The organism is Actinomycetota bacterium, from assembly GCA_040881665.1.
GTDB lineage: Bacteria > Actinomycetota > UBA4738 > UBA4738 > HRBIN12 > JBBDWR01.
On record JBBECT010000004.1, the window covers coordinates 101,999 to 123,629 of the forward strand.

The 21,631-nt window shown below is 69.6% G+C and carries 18 protein-coding genes; 10 read left to right on the plus strand and 8 right to left on the minus strand.

The genetic code is table 11. The features are described from left to right. Positions 1-30 precede the first annotated feature (30 nt). Complete coding sequence (locus WEF05_01515; GenBank protein ID MEX1100577.1) at positions 31-1,560, plus strand: serine/threonine-protein kinase; 1,530 nt, start codon at positions 31-33, stop codon at positions 1,558-1,560. Here the strand turns inward: WEF05_01515 and WEF05_01520 are convergent. Beyond that, complete coding sequence (locus tag WEF05_01520; GenBank protein ID MEX1100578.1) at positions 1,557-2,720, minus strand: acyl-CoA dehydrogenase family protein; 1,164 nt, start codon at positions 2,718-2,720, stop codon at positions 1,557-1,559. The two genes, WEF05_01515 and WEF05_01520, sit on opposite strands and share 4 nt — an antisense overlap. 210 nt (positions 2,721-2,930) lie before the next feature. On the opposite strand from WEF05_01520, the gene WEF05_01525 reads away from it, so the two are divergent. The 4 genes from WEF05_01525 (at position 2,931) to WEF05_01540 (ending at position 7,544) form a co-directional block, all read left to right on the plus strand. Beyond that, positions 2,931-4,259 carry a phosphodiester glycosidase family protein gene (locus WEF05_01525; protein ID MEX1100579.1) on the plus strand — a complete coding sequence of 443 codons (1,329 nt, stop codon included), beginning with the start codon at positions 2,931-2,933 and terminating at the stop codon, positions 4,257-4,259. A 126-nt stretch (positions 4,260-4,385) separates the two neighbouring features. Next, complete coding sequence (locus tag WEF05_01530; protein MEX1100580.1) at positions 4,386-5,684, plus strand: substrate-binding domain-containing protein; 1,299 nt, start codon at positions 4,386-4,388, stop codon at positions 5,682-5,684. Between the two features lie 19 nt (positions 5,685-5,703). Then, entirely contained in the window at positions 5,704-6,618 is a 915-nt protein-coding gene (locus tag WEF05_01535) for an ABC transporter permease (protein ID MEX1100581.1), read from the plus strand. Then, positions 6,615-7,544: an ABC transporter permease gene (locus WEF05_01540; protein ID MEX1100582.1), complete on the plus strand. Its 930-nt coding sequence runs from the start codon at positions 6,615-6,617 to the stop codon at positions 7,542-7,544. The genes WEF05_01535 and WEF05_01540 overlap by 4 nt, the downstream gene beginning before the upstream one ends. A gap of 1 nt (position 7,545) precedes the next feature. Here WEF05_01540 and WEF05_01545 read toward each other — a convergent pair whose 3' ends face one another. Together WEF05_01545 and WEF05_01550 are read right to left on the minus strand one after the other, a co-directional pair. Beyond that, positions 7,546-8,583 carry a PLP-dependent cysteine synthase family protein gene (locus tag WEF05_01545; GenBank protein MEX1100583.1) on the minus strand — a complete coding sequence of 346 codons (1,038 nt, stop codon included), beginning with the start codon at positions 8,581-8,583 and terminating at the stop codon, positions 7,546-7,548. Next, positions 8,580-9,368 carry an IclR family transcriptional regulator gene (locus tag WEF05_01550; GenBank protein MEX1100584.1) on the minus strand — a complete coding sequence of 263 codons (789 nt, stop codon included), beginning with the start codon at positions 9,366-9,368 and terminating at the stop codon, positions 8,580-8,582. Before WEF05_01550 ends, WEF05_01545 begins: the two co-directional genes overlap by 4 nt. Positions 9,369-9,528: 160 nt before the next feature. Here WEF05_01550 and WEF05_01555 point away from each other — a divergent pair, with 160 nt between their 5' ends. The 5 genes from WEF05_01555 to WEF05_01575 all read left to right on the plus strand — a co-directional run bounded on the left by WEF05_01555 (position 9,529) and on the right by WEF05_01575 (position 15,651). Then, positions 9,529-10,746: a sarcosine oxidase subunit beta family protein gene (locus WEF05_01555; GenBank protein ID MEX1100585.1), complete on the plus strand. Its 1,218-nt coding sequence runs from the start codon at positions 9,529-9,531 to the stop codon at positions 10,744-10,746. A gap of 13 nt (positions 10,747-10,759) precedes the next feature. Next, complete coding sequence (locus WEF05_01560; protein ID MEX1100586.1) at positions 10,760-11,020, plus strand: sarcosine oxidase subunit delta; 261 nt, start codon at positions 10,760-10,762, stop codon at positions 11,018-11,020. Next, positions 11,017-13,686, plus strand: coding sequence for a 2Fe-2S iron-sulfur cluster-binding protein (locus WEF05_01565; protein MEX1100587.1), 2,670 nt, complete (start codon positions 11,017-11,019; stop codon positions 13,684-13,686). Before WEF05_01560 ends, WEF05_01565 begins: the two co-directional genes overlap by 4 nt. Then, complete coding sequence (locus WEF05_01570) at positions 13,676-14,224, plus strand: sarcosine oxidase subunit gamma family protein (GenBank protein ID MEX1100588.1); 549 nt, start codon at positions 13,676-13,678, stop codon at positions 14,222-14,224. Before WEF05_01565 ends, WEF05_01570 begins: the two co-directional genes overlap by 11 nt. A 62-nt stretch (positions 14,225-14,286) precedes the next feature. After that, the gene (locus WEF05_01575; GenBank protein ID MEX1100589.1) at positions 14,287-15,651 is read left to right on the plus strand and encodes an ATP-binding protein; all 1,365 of its coding nucleotides are present in this window, start codon (positions 14,287-14,289) and stop codon (positions 15,649-15,651) included. Positions 15,652-15,942: 291 nt separating this feature from the next. Here the strand turns inward: WEF05_01575 and WEF05_01580 are convergent, their stop codons facing one another. The 5 genes from WEF05_01580 to WEF05_01600 are packed head-to-tail and all read right to left on the minus strand — an operon-like array spanning position 15,943 to position 21,626. Beyond that, positions 15,943-16,821 carry a methylenetetrahydrofolate reductase gene (locus WEF05_01580; GenBank protein MEX1100590.1) on the minus strand — a complete coding sequence of 293 codons (879 nt, stop codon included), beginning with the start codon at positions 16,819-16,821 and terminating at the stop codon, positions 15,943-15,945. Further along, a complete protein-coding gene (locus tag WEF05_01585; GenBank protein MEX1100591.1) occupies positions 16,821-18,362 on the minus strand; it encodes a trimethylamine methyltransferase family protein in 1,542 nt (513 codons plus the stop codon). The genes WEF05_01580 and WEF05_01585 overlap by 1 nt, the downstream gene beginning before the upstream one ends. Continuing rightward, positions 18,359-20,398: an ASKHA domain-containing protein gene (locus WEF05_01590; protein MEX1100592.1), complete on the minus strand. Its 2,040-nt coding sequence runs from the start codon at positions 20,396-20,398 to the stop codon at positions 18,359-18,361. The genes WEF05_01585 and WEF05_01590 overlap by 4 nt, the downstream gene beginning before the upstream one ends. After that, on the minus strand, positions 20,395-21,318 hold the full coding sequence (locus WEF05_01595; GenBank protein ID MEX1100593.1) for a dihydropteroate synthase: 924 nt from the start codon (positions 21,316-21,318) through the stop codon (positions 20,395-20,397). Before WEF05_01595 ends, WEF05_01590 begins: the two co-directional genes overlap by 4 nt. Beyond that, positions 21,315-21,626 carry a virulence factor gene (locus WEF05_01600; protein ID MEX1100594.1) on the minus strand — a complete coding sequence of 104 codons (312 nt, stop codon included), beginning with the start codon at positions 21,624-21,626 and terminating at the stop codon, positions 21,315-21,317. The genes WEF05_01595 and WEF05_01600 overlap by 4 nt, the downstream gene beginning before the upstream one ends. Positions 21,627-21,631 lie beyond the last annotated feature (5 nt).

The window sequence follows — 21,631 nt, forward strand, 5'->3', positions numbered from 1 at the left end:
TGCCCCTCGCCGGCCAGAAGCGACATCGCGATGGTGACCCAGCAGCACACGATCGGCGGCCGCTACGAACTCGGCGCGCTGATCGCTCGTGGTGCGGGCGTGGATGTCTACGAGGCCCGCGACCTCCAGCTCGACCGCGATGTCGCCGTGCGGGTGCTCCATGCGGACGTCGCCGCCGACCCTACCCAGCAACAGCGGCTGCGGGCCGGCACGCGCCGGGCCGCTCGACTGCTCCACCCGAACGTCGTCACGACCTTCGACGGCGGTATCGCGGACGGGCAGACCTTCTTGATCACCGAACGCGTCCGCGGATCGAGCCTGGCCGAACTGCTCCACGGGTCACCGATGCCGCGCGACGAGCTGCTCCGGCTCGGACTCGATGTCCTCGCGGGGCTCGAAGCGGGTCACGACGGGGGCATCGTCCACGGGGATCTGGGACCCCACAGCGTGATGCGATCCACGGACGACGCGCGCTGGAAGATCTCGGGATTCGAGAGCGCCGGTGTTCCCGACTCGATGTCGACTCCGGCGGCGGGCACCTCCTTCCGGGCTCCGGAGCTCGAGGTGACCGGACCCACGAGACGGAGCGATCTGTACTCGGTCGGTGCGATCCTGTTCACCGCGGCGATCGGGCGCGGCGGAGGCGAACGGTCCGAAGGGGAGACAGCGAGCATCCGGCAGCTGCGTCCCGACATCGACCCTCACCTGGCCGACGTGATCGAACGGGCGATGGCGCCCGAACCCGAGGCGCGATTCGATACCGCGGGTCTCATGAGCGACGCCCTGCGCGCGAGCAAGCGGGCCCTGGCCCGGTCGGCTCCCGTGATCGACCTCGCCGCACCGGCGGTGCCCGCCACGCCGTTGGTCGATCTGACGTCGGCGACCCCGGTCGTGGACCTGACCCCACCGCGCCAGCCATACGAACACGCGGACGATCGCGCGGCGGCGATCGGCGAGACGAACGAGAGATGGGAGATCGCCGACGAGCAACCGCACGATCCGTCGCAGGCTCCGGGGACACGCCGACGTCGAGCGGTCGTCGTCGCCGCTGCAGGCTCGGTCGTCGCGGTCGCCCTCGCGTTCGGCGCCACCCGATTCGCCGACGACGACCCAACACAGGCCGCACCCGCGCGACAGCAGCCGGTCGTCCAGCTCGAACCTGCCGGTTCGGCCGACCCACTCGACCGGCTCGACGTGATCGTTCCCACGGACGAGCCGGCGAACGACCGGCCCGACACCGACAAGGATCGGCGGAAGGAACGGGGCGACCGCAAGGACGACCGGCGCCGCAACGATGAGGGCGATCGGAACGGAACCGACGGCGGCGGCCGGGGTGGGGCGGGGAACACCGCCGACGACGGCGGGACGGGCAGCACGACGGACGGGGGAGGCGGCACCTCCGGCGGAGGCGGCTCGTCCGGTGGCGGTGGCGACGGTGGCGATGGCGGCTCGACGACGCCCGGCGGCGATGATGGTGGCACGGCCCCCGGGGACGGCGGCGGTGCCCCCGACGGTGGCGGAAGCCCCGGGGACGGAACCGATCCGCCGCCGACCGGCTAGCCGACCAAGGGGTCGACGCCGCGCTTGAAGAGCTGCGCGGCGATGATCGAGCGCTGGATCTCCGAGGTTCCCTCCCAGATGCGGTCGACGCGAACCTCCCGGTAGAACCGCTCCGCGACGTTCTCCCGCATGTATCCGCGCCCGCCGAAGATCTGTACCGCGCGGTCGGCCACACGGCCCGCCATCTCGCTCGCGTAGAGCTTCGCCATCGAGCAGTACGCGTGTTGCACCTTCACGTCGACGCCCTCGTCGATCGCCTGCGCGGTCCGGTAGGTCATGAGGCGGGCGGCCCAGAGCTCGGTGAGGGAGTCGGCGAGCATGAACTGCAGAGCCTGGAACTGTGCGATCGGCTGTCCGAACTGCTCACGCTCCTGTGCGAATGCGCTCGCCTCGGTGATGAGTCGATCCGCCGCGCCGCAGCAGCGGGCGGCGATCATCAACCGCTCGTAGCGGAACCATGCGTGGGTGAACGACATCCCGTCTCCCTCGGAGCCGACGAGGTTCGCGGCAGGGACCCGGACCTCTTCGAACGCAACGAGCGGATGGTGATCCGCGTACGTGTGGGAGTAGGCGGGGTTGCGGACGACCCGGATGCCCGGCGTATCGAGGTCGACGAAGAACAGGACGTGCTCGCCCGCGTGCGGTCCGTCCGTCAGCTTCGCCTGGAAGAAGCAGTAGTCGGCATGGTTGAAGCTCGTCACGTGCATCTTGACGCCGTTCAGCACGTACTCCTCGCCATCGCGGCGCGCCGTCGCGGCGAGCGCGTCGACGTCCGAGCCCGCTCCTTCCTCGGTGATCGCGTAGCACTCGTGCCGGTCCCCCACGATCGAGGGCTTGATCCACGTGTCGAGCTGATGGTCGGAGACGACTCCCGGCGCCCACCCCGGCGGCGTGTGCACGACCCACCCGAGCGCATTGGTCACACGGCCGATCTGCTCGGACACCAGCGCCTGCTGGAACATCGTGAATCCGCCGCCACCGAGCTCGGTGGGCATGTTCATCGCGTAGAAGCCGAGTTCCTTCACGAGGCGGTCGTGTCGCTGCTTCACCTCTGCGGGAAGCTCGCCGGCGTTCAGCTCCGCCTCGACCTCGTGCGGGATCAGCTCTTCGTCGACGAACCCGCGGGCCGCGTCCTGGATCCGCCTGTCGTCGTCGCTCATCGGGTACATCGGTCGGCTCCCGTTCTGGTGGGCGTCCGTCGCCGAGCCTACCCTCGCCTTGAACGACGGTTCAACCCTCGTCTCAGCTGGTCCACCCCCGCCGGCCGGGGCGGTAGCATGCGGCGCAGTCTCGATCCCGACCCAAGCACGGAGGGAGCCATCCGGAACCGCCCGCACCCGCGGCGCGTCACACGCGCAGGCGCCGGCCTGGTGCTGCTCGCGTGTGTAACGGCTTCGGTCGGAGCGTCCCTCGCGCTCGCGGGCGAGGTTGGGTCCAGCCGATCCGACGGGCCCGTCCCTGCGCGTGCCGAAGCGATCGCGCCGGGCGTCTCCCTGCTGAAGTACAGGGTCAGCGGTCCCAACCGGGTTCGGGTCCTTCGGATCGACCCGACGCGCGCATCCGTCGACGTTGGACTCGCGGGCAGCGTGTGGCCCGCGTATGCGACCACCTCCGAGATCGCCCGCGCCCATCGCGCCGTCGGTGCGATCAACGGCGACTTCGCCATCGACGGGCATCCCTTCCATCCCTACGCGGAAGACGGCGCGGTCGCGACGACCGGTCGCAAGACGGGGTTCGGCTTCAACGTGCGGCTGGACGGCACCGACCCGGGCGCCGGCAAGTTCCCGTTCCGGATGTCCGCGACCGACGAGGCGGCCGGGGCCTCGCGGTCGGTGGAACGCTTGAATGACGGTCCGCCGCCGGCCGGGGCGCTCGGAGGATACACACGGACGGGCGGCAGCGTGGAACGACCGCCGACGAACACGTGCGCGGCGCGGCTCGTACCCGCGGCCGCCCCGGCGTGGGAACCGGGAGGCAACGGGGTGGTCCGCTCCTATTCGGTCGACGCGCGACGCTGCGCGAAGGACCGTCTCAAGCCGGGTACCGCGAAGCAGGTCGTCCTCGCCGCCCCGTCCTCGAGCGGGGGCTCGGCCGGCTGGGTCCGTGCCCTGGCGGTCGGCGGCGAGGTGACACTCTCCTGGCGCGTCCCGGATCGACCGTACGTGACCGACCAACAGGGCGGATCCCCCTTGCTGCTCGATGACGGCGACATCGTGGCTCCTGCGACCTGCGGTTCGTACTTCTGCGGCAAGAACCCGCGCTCGGGGGTCGGGTACGCGCCCGACGGCACGGTGTTCTTCGTGACCGTCGACGGACGGCAGACGGGCTCGGTCGGCATGACCCTTCCGCGGTTCGCGGAGGTGTTCCTCGATCTCGGCGCGACCTGGGCGGTCAACATGGACGGCGGCGCATCGACCACGATGGTCGTCAAGGACGGCGCCGGCTACGACGTCGTGAACTCGCCTGCGACCTCGAACGGCGCCCAGCGGCTGATCGTCAGCGCCTATCTCGTGCACGCCGGCACCGACGGCGGCGAACCCCCGTCACTCGCGAACGGGCTCGCGGCACGGACCCTGTCCTCGCCGCCGGCCGACCCGATCGAAGCCGCATCCCACGCGGCGATCGCGGCCGCCGAGCGCTCCGCGCTGGGCGATCCGGGTTCGACCGGCGGCCTGCTGGAGGCCCGCCTGCGGGGCTGAACGCGGCCCCAGAACCACCCCCGGCCGACCCGGGGTCACGGCGATTCACCCGAACGTGCCTTCCCTTCCGGCCTCCGACCCGCTACAAGGGGGACGATCGAGAGAGGGCGACCCGCAGGAGGAGCCATGTTCGGCCACCCGAAGGAACGACCGACCGCAGACCAACTCAGCCGACGGGAGTTCCTCCGGCGCGCAGCCGCCGCGGGCATCGCCCTGCCGAGCGCCGCCGCGATCCTCGCCGCGTGCGGCAGCTCGGACGAGGGAGGCGGAGGCCCGGGCGGCGGGGACGGCGAGGGCACGGAGCCGTTCCCCCTGGCACGGAAGGACAACCCTGTCTCGCTCCCGCTCTACGACGACAACCCGGCGATCGCGGACGGCATGCAGCCCGAGTCCGGACCGCTGAAGATCTTCGGCTACAACGACTACATCTGGAAGAAGGTCCGCAACCGGTTCGAGGACCAGACCGGAGCCGCGGTCGAGTACACCGTGTTCGACACCCCCGAGGAGATGGTCTCCAAACTGCGCAGCGGCGCCTCGGACTTCGATCTGATCGTGACCGTGACGCTCGACAACGTCAGCAAGCTCGCCTACAGCAAGCTGGTCCAGCCGCTGAACCACACCTACCTGGGGAACGTCACCTCGAACGTGTGGCAGACGCTGCAGGATCCCTTCTACGACCAAGGGCTGCGCTACACCGTTCCGTACGTGATCTACTCCACGGGCATCGGATGGCGCAACGATCTCGTCGACGTCGACATCGCCGCGATGGACAACCCCTACGAGGTCCTGTGGGATACGAAGTACGCGGGGAAGACCCACGTGCAGAACAACAGCCGTGACCTCATCGCCCTCGCCCTGCTGAGGAACGGCATCGACGACGTGAACACGGCGAACACCTCCGACCTGGACGCCGCCAAGGCCGACCTGCTCGAAGGCGTGGAGTCGATGAACTGGAAGTTCGACCACACCGACTACACGGAGCTGCCCGAGGGCAGCGCGTGGCTGCACCAGTCCTGGTCGGGCAACATGGCCTATGCGCAGTACTACATGCCGAAGGACGTCTCGATCGACACGATCTCCTACGTCTGGCCGCCGGATGCTCCGTCGGGAACGGCCGGGGTCGCGCAGAACGACGTGTTCATGATCCCGACGGGAGCGCAGAACCCGGTGCTGGCGCACACCATGATCGACATGCTCTCGGACACCGAGATCGCGATCGAGAACTACAGTTACGAGGGGTTCCAGCCGACGATCGACGGCGTTACCCCCGAGCGGATCCTCGCCGACGGCCTCGTGCCCGAGAACCTCGAGTCGATCCTGCTCACCGAGGACGCCGCGATCAACGGCCTCCAGACCCTCGAGCTCGAACCGCAGGTCGATCAGCTCTACCAGCAGATCTACCAGGAGGTCTCGGGCGGCGCGTAGCCGCGGGAGAACCGGAGCCGTGGCACGCGCCGACGACTCGGGAGTCTGGTACCCGCGCTGGTTCTGGCCCGCGTTCGCCGCGCCCGCGGTGATCTGGGTGTCCGCGTTCTTCGTCGTGCCGTTCTACGTGATCGTGTCGGTCGCGTTCGGCGGCCTCGATCCGATCTTCCTGTCGCCCCTGCCCGAGTACAACCCCGTGCAGTGGGACACCGCGGCGTTCTCCGACGTCGTCGGTCAGCTGTTCACCGCGGGAAGCGTCACGCAGACGGCGTTCATCCGAACGTTCGTGTACGTGGCGGCGGCGACCGTCCTCTGCCTGCTGATCGGATATCCCGTCGCGTACTTCATCGCGCGACACGCGGGCCGGTTCAAGGCGTGGTTCCTCGTTGCCCTGCTCGCACCGTTCTGGATCAGCTACATGATGCGGATGCTCGCCTGGACGAACCTGCTGCAGAACGACGGCTACGTGAACCGCATCCTCGAGGCTCTCGGCGTGCTCAGCGAACCGCGGGCCTGGCTCGAGGGTAAACCGTCGACGGTGATCCTCGGGCTCGTCTACGGCTACATCCCGTACATGATCCTGCCCCTGTACGCGGCCCTGGATCGGATCGACTCCTCGGCGCTCGAGGCCGCGCGCGATCTGGGAGCGGGACAGACCTCGACGTTCCTGCGCGTCACCGTTCCGCAGTCGATCCCCGCGATCGTCGCGGGTGTGGTGATCGTGACGCTGCCGATGTCGGGTGACTACTACACCCAGGACCTGCTCTCCGCCTCGCGGAACACGGCGATGCTCGGCAACGTGATCGACGGATCGATCCAGAGCTCTCTCGTGCAGACCGGCGCCTCGCTCGTGTTGATCCTGCTCGTCGTGTTGCTCGTCCCGATGCTCTCCTACCTGCGGAGCACCTCCCGCGCATCGGCGGCGTCGCTGTGAGCGCGGTGGAGGGAACCGTCATCCCACGCCCGAACCGGCCTGCCGGCCGAGGGCCGATCGCCCGGCTGTGGGGCTGGGCGAAGAACCCGTGGGCCCGGGCCCGGTTCCTGTGGGTGGTCGCCCTCGGCTACGTGGCGTGGACGCTCCTGCCCGTCGCGATCGCCGTGATCTTCTCGTTCAACGATGGGCGATCCCTGAGCGCCTGGCAGGGATTCTCGACGCGCTGGTACGTGGGGGACGTGAACTCGGTGTGGCAGAACACCGAGCTCCGCTCCGCGCTCGCGCACACGTTCCTGCTGTCGGGACTCGTGATGGCGATCTCGGTCCCGATCGGCACGGCCTTCGCGATCGCCCTCAGCCGCTGGCGCGGCCGTCCGGCGAAGGCCGCGAACTTCTTCGTGCTGTTCGCCTTCGTGACGCCGGAGCTCGCCCTGGCGATCGCGCTGTTCCTGTTCTTCACGAACCTGTTCGACGCGGTCGGCCTCGGGACGGGGGCGCAGGTGCTGGGACTGTCGGTCTTCGAGCTGGCTTATCCCGTCATCATCGTGCGGGCGAGGCTACTCTCGCTCGGCCGTCAGTACGAGGAGGCGGCGATGGACCTGGGAGCATCCGCCGTACGCGCGCTCGTCCGCGTGACGCTGCCCCTCCTCGCGCCGGCGATCCTCGCGAGCTTCGCGATCGTGTTCGCTTCGACCGTCGACAACTTCATCATCACGCGGCAGCTCTCGATCGACGCGTCGACCCAGACGATCGCGATCAAGATCTACTCGTCGGCGCGGACCGGACCGCTCCCGTCGTTGAACGCGCTCGCGAGCATCACCCTCGTTTCGTCGACGATCGCGATCGCGCTGGCGGCCGGCTTCTACCGCCGGCTGTCCCGGGGCTCTCGGGACTCGCGACCCGTGGTGCTGCCTCCCGGCGTGTAGCTCAGAGCTGCTCGAGATCGGCGCGCCGGGCGCGCAGGTGCTCGGCGATCGCGGGATCGATCGCTCGGCGCCGCTGTGGGATGTCGACCCGCGGTGTCTCCCCGAACAGCTCTCCCGACAGGTACCGCTGTCCCGTGTCGCAGATCGCGGTCACGATGCGTCCGAGGTCGGGGTGGGCCTGCGCGACGCGGAGTGCGGCGGCGACGTTGATCCCCGACGACGGCCCGCACAACATGCCCTCGGTGCGCGCGAGCCGGCGGGCGGTCTCGAGCGCGGTCGCGGTCGGGATCGTGACGATGCCGTCGAGCAGGTCGAGGTCGAGGTTGGCCGGGACGATGCCGTCGGAAATCCCCGGTACGCCGTGGACCCCCCAACGCTCCTCGGTCAGCAACGGGCACTCGGCGGGCTCCACGGCGTACACGCGGACGTCCGAGAGGCGCTGCTTCAGCACGCGCGCGACGCCGCTGATCCATCCTCCCGTCCCCTGCGCGGCGACGACGGCGTCGACGCGTCCACCGGTCTGGTCGAGGATCTCCTCGCCCGAGATGCTCTGCGCCGCGGGGTTGTCGGGGTTGGAGAACTCGCCCGGGAAATAGTAGCGATCGGGGTCGGCGTCGACGATCTCACGCATCCGCTCGAACGCGAGCTCGATGTCGGTCCCCGCCCCCGGCGTCAGGACGAGCTGCGCTCCGTACGCCTCGATCATCAACTTACGCTCCCGGCTCATGCCCTCGGGCATCACGATCGTGCACCCGTAGCCCTTGATCGCCGAGACCGCCGCGCACGCGATCCCCGCGTTGCCGGTCGTGCACTCGATCACCGTCATCCCGGGACGCAGGTCCCCGCGCCGTTCGGCGGCCTCGAGCATCGCGCCGTAGATCCGGTCCTTCACCGATCCCGTCGGTCCGTACCATTCGATCTTCGCGAGCAGCTCGGGTCCCTCGGGGGCGATCCGCTCCAGCCGCACGAGTGGGGTTCGGCCGAGCGCTTCCAGCAACGATCCGGCGGGGGTTCGCGCGGCGCCCCAGTCGATGCTCACCCGACCGTCCCCGCCCGGCGCTCGACGTAGCCGAGCCGGCGCGACACCGCGGTCGCCGCGTCGATCGTCATCCGGGCGATCCGCGGCAGGTCGACGGCCCGCATCCGGAATGCGGGACCCGACACGCTGAGTGCAGCGATCGCCGTTCCGTCTGCCTGGAACACGGGGGCGGCAACGGCGTTCAGACCCTCCTCGAGCTCTTCGAGGGTCTGGGCGTAGCCGCGGCGGCGGGTCTCGGCGAGCTGGGCGCGGAGGGCGTTCGGGTCGACGACCGTGTCGGGGGTGGCGCGCTCGAGCGGCCGTTCGAGCAGCTTGTCGCGTTCGGCACGATCCATGTAGGCGAGCAGCACCTTGCCGTTGGACGTGCAGTGCAGTGGCGTGCGGCGACCGACCCAGCTCACGCTCACGATCGATCGGGCGCCGGTCACCTGGTCGATGTAGACGACTCCCTCGCTCGAGAAGACCCCGAGGTTCACCGTCTCGCGGGTGCGCTCGGCGAGCTCCTCGAGGATCGATCGCGAAGTGCTGACGAGGTCGAGCCCCGCCATCGCGGCGCCGGCGAGGCGGATCAAGCCGAACCCGAGCCGGTACTTGTCCGTCATCGGGTCGCGTTCCACGAGACCGCGCTCGGCCAGGGTTGCGGCCAGCCGAGACGCCGTCGCCTTGTGGACCTGCAGACGCCGTCCCAGCTCGGTGACCCCGAGCTCGCCTTGCTCGGCGATCAGCTCGAGAGCCCGGATCGCGCGGGAGACCGACCGCAGGTTCCCCGTCTCTCCGCTACCCATCACCGCACCATCCTGTTCCGCCCTCCGCAACGGCGAGACGCTACGTGCCGGGGCTCTGAGCTGTCAAGACAGATGAACGACGACTGTTGCGTCGAAGATGGTTGCGTGAGGCGCATCCCTCGCGTTGACGCCGCTCGGGCCCTCGCCGACCCTGGGCGTCGTGGATCCGACCGACACCGCTCGCCCCGACCGCTACTGGCGCGCGGCGGAGCCGAAGCCGTCCTACGAGGCGGTGGTCGTGGGCGGCGGCGGCCACGGGCTCGCCACGGCGTACGAGCTGGCAGCGCGGCACGGCATCACCGATGTCGCCGTGCTCGAGAAGGGCTGGCTCGCCGGCGGGAACATGGCCCGCAACACGACGATCATCCGCTCGAACTACCTGTGGGACGAATCCGCCGCGATCTACGAGCACGCGCTGAAGCTGTGGGAAGGACTCGAGGAGGAGCTCGGGACCGAGCTCCAGTTCTCCCAGCGCGGCGTGATGAACCTCTCGCACGACGTGGGCGATGTTCGAGCCAGCAAGCGGCGCCTGCACGCGAATCGGCTGAACGGGATCGACGCCGAGTGGCTCGAGCCAGACGACATCGTAGAGATCTGCCCGATCGTGAACATCTCCCCCGATCTGCGCTACCCGGTGCTGGGCGCCACGTTCCAGCGGCGGGGCGGAACGGCGCGCCACGACAAGGTCGCGTGGGGGTATGCGACCGGCGCGGATCGGCTCGGCGTCGACATCGTGGAGCACTGCGAGGTCACCGGGTTCGATCTGGACGGCGGCCGGGTCCACGGCGTCGAGACGACCCGCGGCACGATCCACGCGGAGAAGGTCGCACTCGTCGCGGCGGGACATACCTCCGCGCTCACCGACATGGTCGGGCTGCGGCTCCCGCTGCAGAGCCACCCGCTGCAGGCGCTCGTGTCGGTATTGCTCGAGCCGGTGATCGACACGGTCGTGATGTCGAACAAGGTGCACGTCTACGTGAGCCAGGCCGACAAGGGCGAGCTGGTGATGGGTGCGGGCATCGATCCCTACATCGGGTACGGCCAGCGCGGCTCGTTCCACGTGATCGAACATCAGATGGCGGCCGCGGTGGAGCTGTTCCCGATCTTCGCGCACGCGAAGCTGCTCCGGACCTGGGGCGGCATCGTGGACGTCTCGCCCGATGCGTCGCCGATCCTCGGTCTGACCCCGATCGACGGACTGTTCCTGAACTGCGGCTGGGGAACGGGTGGCTTCAAGGCGACGCCCGCGTCGGGCGCGGTGTTCGCGGCCACGATCGCGCGGGATGAGCCCCACCCCCTCGCCCGGCCCTACGCGCTGGAGCGATTCACGACCGGCGCCCTGATCGACGAGCACGGCGCGGCGGCGGTGGCCCACTGAACGGCCGGTCGACGTGCTGCTGATCGACTGCCCGTGGTGCGGGCCGCGCGCGGAGGTCGAGTTCCGCTACGGCGGACAGGCACACATCGCCTATCCCGAGGATCCGGCCGCGCTGACCGATCAGGAGTGGGCCGACTTCCTGTTCATGCGCGACAACCCGAAGGGGGAATTCCACGAGCGATGGTTCCATACCGCAGGGTGCCGCCGGTGGTTCGATGTCGTCCGCGACACCGCGACCTACGTGCTGCGCCCCGACCCGGAGCACGACGCATGAGGCGTCTGGAGAGCGGCGGCCGGATCGACCGATCGAGCCCCGTGCGGTTCTCCTTCGACGGCGTCGTGCTCTCCGGGTTCGCTGGCGACACGCTGGCATCCGCCCTGCTAGCGAACGGCGTGCACATCGTGTGCCCGAGCCCGATCCTCGGACGTCCGCGCGGCGTGATGACCGCCGGCGTCGAGGAACCAGCCGCGTTCGTCGAGGTCTCGGCTCCGTCGTTCGACGCGATCGCGCCGGCTCCGACGGTCGAGCTCGTCGACGGACTGATCGCGCGGGGGCTGCCCGGGGTCGGACGACTCCCGGGACCCGATGCGCAGACCGCTCCGTGTCTGCCGAGGTACGCACACGTGGAAACGCTCGTGATCGGCGGCGGCCGATCGGGTCTGCGAGCCGCGCTCGAGGCGGTCGCGCGGGGGGATCGCGTGCTGCTCGCCGACGAACGCACGTGGCTCGGTGGCGTCTCGTCCCACGAGGGGGCGCCGCGGGCCGACGCCCCGACCGAGCCCGACGGCTTGATCGACGACGTGGCCGATGCACCCGACACGACGCTGCTGACGCGCACGACGGCGCTCGGCATCTACGACGCCGGCTACGTCGTGCTCTACGAGCGGAGCCGTCCCGTCGAGCGCCTGTGGCACGTACGCGCCGGTCGCGTCGTGCTCGCGTCCGGGGCGCATGAACGCCCGATCGCCTTCGCCGACGACGACCGGCCCGGCGTGATGCTGGCGGGAGCCGTCCGTCTGTACCTCGAGCGGTTCGCCGTGGTTCCCGGCTCCCGCGCGGTGCTGTTCGCCACGAACGACCCCGCGTACGCGACGGCATGGGAGCTGCTCCGTGCGGGTGCGCACGTCGAGGCGATCGTCGACGTCCGTGAGAGCTCTCCCGCACAGGCAGACGCACGACGCGAAGGGGTCAAGGTGCTCTCCGGCGCCTCCGTCACCGGCACCGACGGCGATCCGCGGGTGTCGGCGGTTCGGGTGAGGAGCGCCGGCGGCGAGCCGCGATCGATCGAGGCCGATCTGCTCGCCGTCTCCGGAGGGTGGAACCCGGTCACGCAGCTCGCTCGGACGATCGGGTGTGGGTCCCGCTACGACGAGGAGCGGGCGTGCTTCGTTCCCGACGGGTCCGGTCCCGACTGGCTCGAGATCGTCGGCCGGGCGGCGGGAGAGGTCCCGGCCTCGGCGGCGTGCTGGTCGGTCCCGGCCGACGACCGCTCGCGCCACTTCGTCGACTTCCAGCGCGACCAGACCGTCGCCGACATCGAGGCGGCGGTCGGCGGCGGATTGCGTTCGGTCGAGCACGTGAAGCGCGCCACCTATATCGGGACGGCCGTCGATCAGGGTCGCACGTCGGGGGTGGTGACCGCCGAGGTCGTGAACGGACTCCTCGGCGGCGACCCCGGTGCGCAGGGACCGTCGAACCCCCGCCCCCCGTACACGCCCGTTCCGTTCTCGGTGCTCGCGGGCCGCCATCAGGGCGATCTGCTCGATCCGATCCGTCGCACCCCGATCCACCGGTGGCACGAGGAGCACGGTGCCGTCTGGGAGGACGTCGGTCAGTGGAAACGGGCCCGCTACTACCCGGGCGACGGCGAGGACATGAACGCCGCCGTCGCGCGCGAGTGCCTCGCGGTCCGCACGGCAGTCGGGATCCTCGACGCCTCGACGCTGGGCAAGATCGAGGTGGTCGGTCCGGACGCGGGAGCGTTCCTCGACCGGATGTACACCAACACGATGTCGACGCTGAAGGTCGGAAGGATCCGCTACGGCCTGATGCTCGGCCTCGACGGGATGGTGTTCGACGACGGCGTCGCGATGCGGCTGGCCGAGGATCGGTTCCTCGTCACGACCACGAGTGGCGGCGCGGCCGCGGTGCTCGACCGGTTCGAGGAGTGGCTCCAGACCGAGTGGCCCCAGCTGCGCGTGTACTGCACGAGCGTCACCGAGCAGTGGGCCACGATCGGCATCGCCGGCCCGCGCGCCCGCGAGGTCATCGCGGCGGTGGGCACCGACATCGACCTGTCGGCGGACGCGTTCGGCTTCATGAGGTTCCGCGACGGCGCGGTGGACGGCGTTCCCGCGCGGATCGCCCGCGTGAGCTTCTCGGGCGAGCTGTCCTACGAGATCAACGTCGACGGTCGCTACGCACAGAGCCTCTGGGAACACGTGATCGAGGCAGGCACTCCCCTCGGGCTCGAGCCGTACGGCACCGAGGCGATGCATGTGCTGCGCGCCGAGAAGGGTTTCATCATCGTCGGCCAGGACACCGACGGAACGGTGACCCCCGGCGACCTCGGGATGGACCGGATCGTGTCCGGCGAGGGCGACTTCGTCGGCAAGCGCTCGCTGTCACGCCCCGACACGGTTCGCAACGACCGCAAGCAGCTCGTCGGTCTGCTGGCGGTCGATCGTGCGCAGGTGCTCCCCGAAGGAGCGCAGCTCGTCCTCGAAGACACGGGATCGATCCCGATGCCCATGGCCGGCCACGTCACGTCCAGCTACCGCAGCCCGATCCTCGAGCGAACCTTCGCACTCGCCGTGCTCGAACACGGCCGCGAGCTCCGGGGGGCGTCGGTCTTCGCCCCGCTCCCCGAGGGAACGATCGCGGCGACGGTGACCGATCCCGTGTTCTACGACCCGGAAGGAGCCCGCCGTGACGGCTGAGCTCCGGGATGCACTCGCTCACCGGTCCCCTGCGCCCGCCACGGACGGCCTCGAGCTCACCGAGGTGTCCGGGTTGGCGCAGGTGAGCCTCCGCAGCGATCCGCGATCGATCGCCGGCTCCCTCGAGCTCCCGCTCGAGCCGAACACGTTCCTGGAGCGCGACGGTCGGGTGACACTGTGGCTAGGCCCCGACGAGTGGCTCGTCGTAGCGCCTCACGAACGGTTCCCCTCGCTCGCCACCGACCTGGATCGGGCACTGGCACCACGCCACCGCTCGGTCGTCGACGTGTCCGCCAACCGCGTGGTGTTGCAGCTCCGCGGCCCGGACGCGCTCGACGCGCTCGCGACCGGCTGCCCGATCGACCTGCATCCGCGAGCGTGGACGGCGGGTCAGTGTGCCCAAACACTCGCCATGGACACGCAGGCGATCCTGGTGCATCTCGGTCACGAGACGAGCTGGGTACTGGTTCGACCTTCCTTCGCCGAACACCTCGTAACCCGATGGGTCGATGGCGCATCATTGCTGATGGCTCGGTGAGCTAACTGACACTCCATGTAACTTACCTTGACTGTAACTTACAGGTGGTGTAACTTCGTCTCATGTCATTCGTCAACCGGACAGGGGAACTCGCCGCCCTCGACCGCTGGTGGTCGACCTCCACGGGGATCGCCCTCGTGTGGGGACGGCGAAGGGTCGGTAAGACGGCCTTGATCCAACGCTTCGCGCGCGGCAAGCCCACGGTATTCCACACGGGCGCGGGACGCCCGCTTGCCGATGAGCTCAGGATCCTCACAGACGAGGCAACCAAGGTGGCCGATCTCGAACGGCGAAACGCGCGAATCCGGCCTTTCACCGACTGGGATGACGCCCTTGCCGGGCTCGCCGACGTCCGAAGCCCTTCGCTGCTCATCCTTGACGAGTTCCCGGAGCTCACGCGAACGTATCCAGCCCTTCCGTCCGTGTTGCGCGCCTGGCTCGATCGCGAAAGGGGGCGCACAGCCTTGCGCATCCTCGTGTGCGGATCTGCCGTTCGCACGATGGAGGCGATGCAGGACGAGCGTTCACCCTTGTTCGGGCGGATCGATCTCCCGCTCCTCGTGCATCCGTTCCGACCACGAGAGGCGTCGACGATGCTCCGCGTCCTGGATCCCGCGAGTCGTGCGTTGGTGTGGGGCGTCGCCGGCGGGATGCCCCTGTACCTGAGCTGGTGGGATCAGACGGAACCGGTCCGTTCGAACCTCGATCGCCTGGTCTGTGCCCCTGGGGCCCCCATGCTCACGGAGGGCCAACTCGTGCTCGCTACAGAGGGAGAATCGGGAGAGCTCGGGGGCCTCGTGCTGCGAGCGATTGCGGCGGGTCGCACGAAACACCACGAGATCGAACAGGCGGTGCGTGCGGAGCCAGCACGAACGCTCGATCGTCTGGCCGAGCTGCGTCTCGTGGAACGAGTGGTTCCGATCACAGAGAACCCGCGGCGAACCAAACGGACGGTGTACCGGATCGCCGACAACTTCCTCCGATTCTGGCTCACGCTGGTGGAACGACATCGCGGAGAGATCGAGCGAGGCTTGGGAGGTTCGATCGTCGGATCGATCGAACGGGGCCTCGATGATCACATGGGGGCTGCGTGGGAGGAGGCGTTCCGGGATCACCTTCGGCACCTCGCGGTCACCGGGCAGATGCCCGAGGAAGTCGAAGCCATCGGACCCTGGTGGGATCGGGACGGAGAGAACGAGATCGACGCGGTGGCGCTGGCCGGCGTCGATCAAGCGGCGATTCTCGTCGGTGAGGCGAAGTGGGCGCGCGGCGTGAACGGGGCGCGCATCGTGAGTTCCCTAACGGCGAAGGCGGGACAACTGCCTGCTGTTCGCAAGCATCTCGAGTTGGCGGTGTGTGCTCGAGAAGAGATCAAGAAACCGCCCCCAGGAGCGCGGACGTACTCGGCTGTGGACCTCTTCCCCTAGCTGAAACAGTCGCTACAGAGGATTCGAACATGAGCATCAGCGAGCGGGCGCCTGCCAGGGGGACACCCTCGTCGGCGGGCGTGGCTCGGACAGAGTGATAGGCATGCGAGGCGCTGACCGGGCGACCGGCGGTCGCGGATCAGACCTCGTGTCTGGCGGGGCGGGTAAAGATCTCTGCCTCGATTCTCAGGACGGCGTCGCCGGTAACGACAGCATTCGCGGCGGGTCCGGTCGGGATGGGTTCTCCGCGGACCCGCGAGACAGCGTGAAGGATGCGGAACTGACCGGTTGTTAGCGTGCCTGGATCGACAGCTCCTCCAGCATCCGGCGCTGCCAGTCGACGGTGCGCTCGACCTGGTTGAAGGTGAACAGGTGGAGCGCCCGCACGTCGGCGTTCGCGTCGGCCAAGACCGGAGCGAGATCCTCCAGCAGACCGTCGGGGCGGTAGCCACCTTTCCGAACGAGGCGGCCGACCGCCCGACGGTTCTTGGACAGGTACCGGGCCGAGCCTCCGACGCCGATCTTCGTCGCGATCGACAGCAGCTTCGTCAGGTCGGCGACACCGGGCGTCCCCAGGTGCACGGGGAGCGCGATGCCCGAGGCCCGCAACCACTGGACCCACGACGCGATCGCGGTCGGATCCAAACAGAGCTGGGTGGCGATGTAGTCCGCGTGCACCGACTTGTCGCGCAGCGCGGTGCCGAGCACGACCGCATCGATGTCCACGTGCCCCTCGGGATAGCCGGGGATCCCGATCTCGCTCGGTCGCGGACCGGTCTCCTCGATCGCGCGCAGCAGGGCCAGCCCGTCGGGGAACCCGTCGGCGTCGATCGGGTCCCCGCCGACGACGAAGACCGACGTGAGGCCGGCGACCGCGAGTCGCTGCAGCAGCTCGGCCAGATGCGCGCGATCGCGGATCATCCGGGCGGACAGGTGCGGGATCGCGGGGTGGCCGACGGCGGCCATCTTCTCGGCCAGCTCGATCGTGGCCTCGATCCCTTTCGCCGGCGAGGCCGTCACCGTGACCGTGACGCCCGGGGGAAGGAACGCCGCCTGCTCACCGACGTCGGAGAGCGGGATCAGCTCGAACTTCGGATCCTCGATCAGGCGTCGCAGCGCCACACGTTCGACCTCGGAGAGCTTCGCGATCCGGGAGCGGCGCAGAGCCATCAGACGTTCGAGTCCGGGAAGCTCGCCTTCTTCTTCTCGATCCACTCGAGCAGCTCGCCGTCCTTCGCTTCGTCGATCGGCGGCGGCTCGTACTCGGCAAGCGTCTTCTTCCACAGTGCATTGGCACGCTCGGCGGCGTCCTTGGAGCCCTCGGCCTCCCACTGCTCGAAGGAGTTGTTGTCGGCCACCCCCGAGCGGAAGAAAGCCGACTCGAAGTTCGCGAGCGTGTGCGCCGTCCCGAGGAAGTGCTGCCCGGGCCCGTTCTCGAGGATCGCGTCGATCGCCTGACCGTTCGGCGACAGGTCGACGCCGTTGGCGAACGCCGCCGCCATCCCGCACTGATCGTGGTCGAGCACGAACTTCTCGTACCCCATCGCGAGCCCGCCCTCGAGCCACCCGGCGGCGTGCAGCACGAAGTTCACCCCGCCGAGCATCGTGGGCTGAAACGTGTTCGCCGACTCGTAGGCAGCCTGCGCGTCGGGGAGCTTGGAGGCCGTGAGCGACCCTCCGCTGCGGAACGGTACGCCGAGGCGTCGGGCGAGCGCCGCCAGCGAATAGAGCACGAGCGCGGGCTCGGGCGTTCCGAACGTCGGCGCGCCCGATTGCATCGACATCGACGACGCGAACGAGCCCATCACGACCGGCGCCCCCGGACGGAGGAGTTGGACGTAGGTCATCCCGGCCATCGCCTCGGCGAGCGTCTGGGCGACCGCGCCCGCGACGGTCGCGGGACTCATCGCGCCGGCGAGGATGAACGGGGTCATGATCAGCGCCTGGTTCGCCTCGGCGTACGCCTTCGCCGCGCCGAGCATCGTCGAGTCCCACACGAGTGGCGAGTTCGCGTTCACCAGGCTCATGACGACCGGATGATCCTCGAGGTACGCCGCGCCGAACAGGATCCTGCACATCTCCACGGTGTCCTGCGCGCGAAGGGGGTGGGTCACCGAGCCCATGAACGCCTTGTCCGAGTAGCGCATGTGCGCGTACACCATGTCGTAGTGGCGCTTGTTGACGGGCAGGTCCACGGGCTCGCAGACCGTCCCGCCCGAGTGGTGCAGGAACGGCGCGGCGTACGCGAGCTTCACGAAGTTGCCGAAGTCCTCGATCGTTCCGTACCGGCGTCCCTGGTCAAGATCGTGCACGAACGGCGAGCCGTAGGCCGGAGCGAGCACGGTGTGCCTCCCGCCGACCTCCACGTTGTGCTCGGGGTTGCGCGCGTACTGCGTGAAGCTCGACGGTGCCGACGCCCGGATCGTCTCCCGGCACATCCCGGACGGGAAGCGGACACGTTCCCCGTCGACGTCGGCTCCCGCGCCCTTCAGCAGCTCCAGCGCATCGGGCGACTCACGGAACTCGATCCCCACCTGTTCCAGGATCGTGTCGGCGTTGTGCTCCATCAGCTCGAGGCCCTCGGTGTCGAGCACCTCGAGCGGCTTGAGCGTTCGCGTGATGTAGGGGATCCGCTCGGCGGTGGTCGCCGCCCGCGCCGCTTGCCGTGCCGCCCGTCCTCCGCCGCGCCTTCGTCCGGTCGTCTCGCTCATGCGGTCTCGTCCTTTCCAGAGGTCGCATCGTCGGAGGCGGCGCGGCGCCGGGAGCGCCCACGTCGACCTCGGTCCGTCGTGGCACCCGTTGCGGTCCGCTCGGGCAAGGACACCGCGGTCCCCAAGCGCGCGTACGGATCGGTCGCGTGCGGGATGCCCATCGCGTTCACGAAATGCTCCTGGAACCTTGGTTCCACCGCCGTCTCGATCTTCTCGATCCGGCGGACGACGTCTTCGATCTCGGTCCGCGCCGAGCGGTTGAGCAACGCGATCCGCGCTCCCGTCCCGGCGGCGTTCCCCGCGGCGGTGACCCCGGACGGGTCGCAATCCGGAACCATCCCGAGGACCAGCGCATGCACCGGATCGATGTGCGCTCCGAACGCGCCCGCCAGCCGGATCCGGTCGACGGTTTCGATCTGCAGATGATCCATCAGCAGGCGGCACCCGGCCTCGAGCGCGGCCTTCGCGAGCTGGATCGCGCGCACGTCGTTCTGGGTGATCACCAACCGCGGCTCGCCGTCGTGGAGCACGTAGGAGAACGTCCGTCCGTCCGGGACGATCCGCTCCGAACGCCCGGCGAGCGCGCCGTCGATCGTCCCGTCCGCGGTGAGGATCCGCGCGAGGAACATCTCGGCCATCACCTCGATGATCCCCGACCCGCACACGCCGGTCACCGACGCGCCCTTGAAGCCCGGCTCGTCCGACCAAGCGTTGCGACCGATCACGCGGAACCGCGGCTCGAGCGTCTCGGGATCGATCCGGACCCGCTCGACCGCGCCGGGCGCGGCGCGCTGGCCGCAGCTGATCTGCGCTCCTTCGAACGCGGGACCGGTCGGGCTCGATGCGGCGAGCAGTCGGTCGCGGTTGCCGAGCACGATCTCGGCGTTCGTCCCGACGTCGACGAGCAGCTCGACCCCCGCCCGGAGGTACGGACCTTCGGAGAGCACCATGCCCGCCGTGTCCGCGCCCACGTGCCCGGCGATGCACGGCAGGACGTAGACGCGGGCGCCGGGGTGGACCGCAAGGTCGAGCTCCTCGGCCCGCAGCCGCACCGCCTCGTCGACGGCGAGCGCGAACGGCGCTCCGCCCAGCTCGGTCGGATCGAGGCCGAGCAGCAGATGGTGCATGATCGGGTTCCCGACGATCGTGAGCTCCAGGATGTCGGTCCCGTCGATCTCCGCGGTGGCCGCGAGCTCGGCGAGGAGCTGGTTGAGGCACTCCCGGACGACGGCCGTCAGGTCGGCCTCCGAACCGGGGTTCATCATCACGTACGACACCCGGCTCATCAGATCCTCGCCGAAGCGGATCTGCGGGTTCATCGATCCCGCCGATGCGAGCACCTCGCCGGTCGTCAGGTCGCACAGGTGCCCCGCAACCGTCGTCGAACCGACGTCGAACGCGACGCCGACCGCACGGTCGTGGAAACCCGGCCAGATCCCGGTGATCGTCGCCCCGTCGTGGACGGCGACCGTCACGGCCCACTTCCCCTCGCGCAGCGTGCGTTGGAGGTCGCGGAGCACCTGGAGATCGGCGGTGAGCCCGGTGAGCGCCCACTCCGTCTCGAGCGCCTCCTCGAGCCGCCGCAGATCGCCGGAGGACTCTCCGAGGTCGGGTTCCCGGACCTCGACGTAGTACAGGCGCACGACCGGGTCGATCTCGATCGGGTGCGCGTCCGCCTCCTTGCGCACGACCTGGCGATGGACCTGGCTGTCGGCGGGAACGTCGACCACGACGTCGCCGAGCACCTCGCAGGCGCACCCGAGCCGGCGGCCGGACGCGAGCCCCTGCTCCCGCGCGTAGGTCTCCTCGGTCCGCGTGAACGCGTTCAAGTGATCGGCGGCGGAGGTGATCTGGTGCTTCGCGTGCTCCCCTTCGCTCACCGTGATCTGGCACCGGCCGCAGATCCCCCGTCCGCCGCACACCGAGTCGAGGTCGACCCCGAGCGAACGGGCCGCATCGAGGAGGTTCGTCCCCGCCGGGAACCGGCCCCGCTTGCCCGACGGGGTGAAGACGACGAGCGGCTCGGCCGTGCTCACGGTGGCGCCGGGTCGGTACCCGCTCCCCGGGCGCGCCGGCGAGCGCCGCGCTCCCGACGACCGCCGCCGTCCGCCGAGGGCTCCCGGTAGGTGCGGATCCACGCGATGCAGTCGGCGTCGTTGCCCATCATCACGTCGGCGGCCATCACGGCCTGGCGGATCTCTGGATGCAGGGGACTCGTGATCGCCGAGGTCAGCCCCGAAGCGATCGCCATCGACAGGAACGCCGCGTTCAGACCACCACGGTTCGGCAGGCCGAAGCTGACGTTCGACGCACCGCAGGTGGAGTTCACGCCGAGCTCGGTCCGCAACCGCCGGACGAGCTCGAACACCTGCCGGCCCGCGGTGCGCATCGCCCCGATCGGCATCACGAGAGGGTCGACGACGATGTCCTCGCGGCCGATGCCGTGATCGGCGGCACGCTCGACGATCCGCTTCGCGACGGCGAATCGCTCGTTCGGGTCCTGGGAGATGCCGGTCTCGTCGTTCGTGATCGCGACGACGGCCGCCCCGTGTCTCGCCACGAGCGGCAGGACGGCCTCGAGACGCTCTTCCTCGCCCGTCACCGAGTTCACGAGCGCCTTGCCCTGATAGGCGGACAGGCCGGCCTCGAGCGCAGCGACGATCGACGAGTCGATCGAGAGCGGGACGTCGGTCAGGGACTGCACGAGCTTGATCGTCTCCGCCAGGATCGCCGGCTCGTCCGCGAGCGGGATCCCCGCGTTGACGTCGAGCATCTGCGCGCCCGCCTCGACCTGGGCGTTCGTGTCGACGATCACGGTGGAGAAGTCGCCGGCCTTCATCTGCTCGGCGAGCGTCTTGCGGCCGGTCGGGTTGATCCGCTCCCCGATCACCACGAACGGACGGTCGAACCCCAGGACGACCTCCTTCGTCGCCGAGCTGAGGACGGTCTCGGTCATGCGGGGCCTCCGTCGGCGCGCCGGCCGCCGCTGCGGATCAGGGCGCGCAGCGCCTCGTCGGGATGCGCGGCCTCGATCCGTTCCGCCTCCGCATGCGCCTCGGCCTCGAGGTCGTCTCCGCACGGGCGGGCGTCGCGCGCCCACTCGGCCAGATACTCGTCGGTGCCGATCAGTCCGATGCTCGTCGCGGCGGCGTCGATCGCCTCCTGGAACCGGTCGGTCAACTGGACCCGCGCCGACTCCCTCCCCTGCTTTGCCGTGACCTGCGCGGGGATGTCGCGCCAGCGGATCACCGTGAGCTCGGCCATCGCGA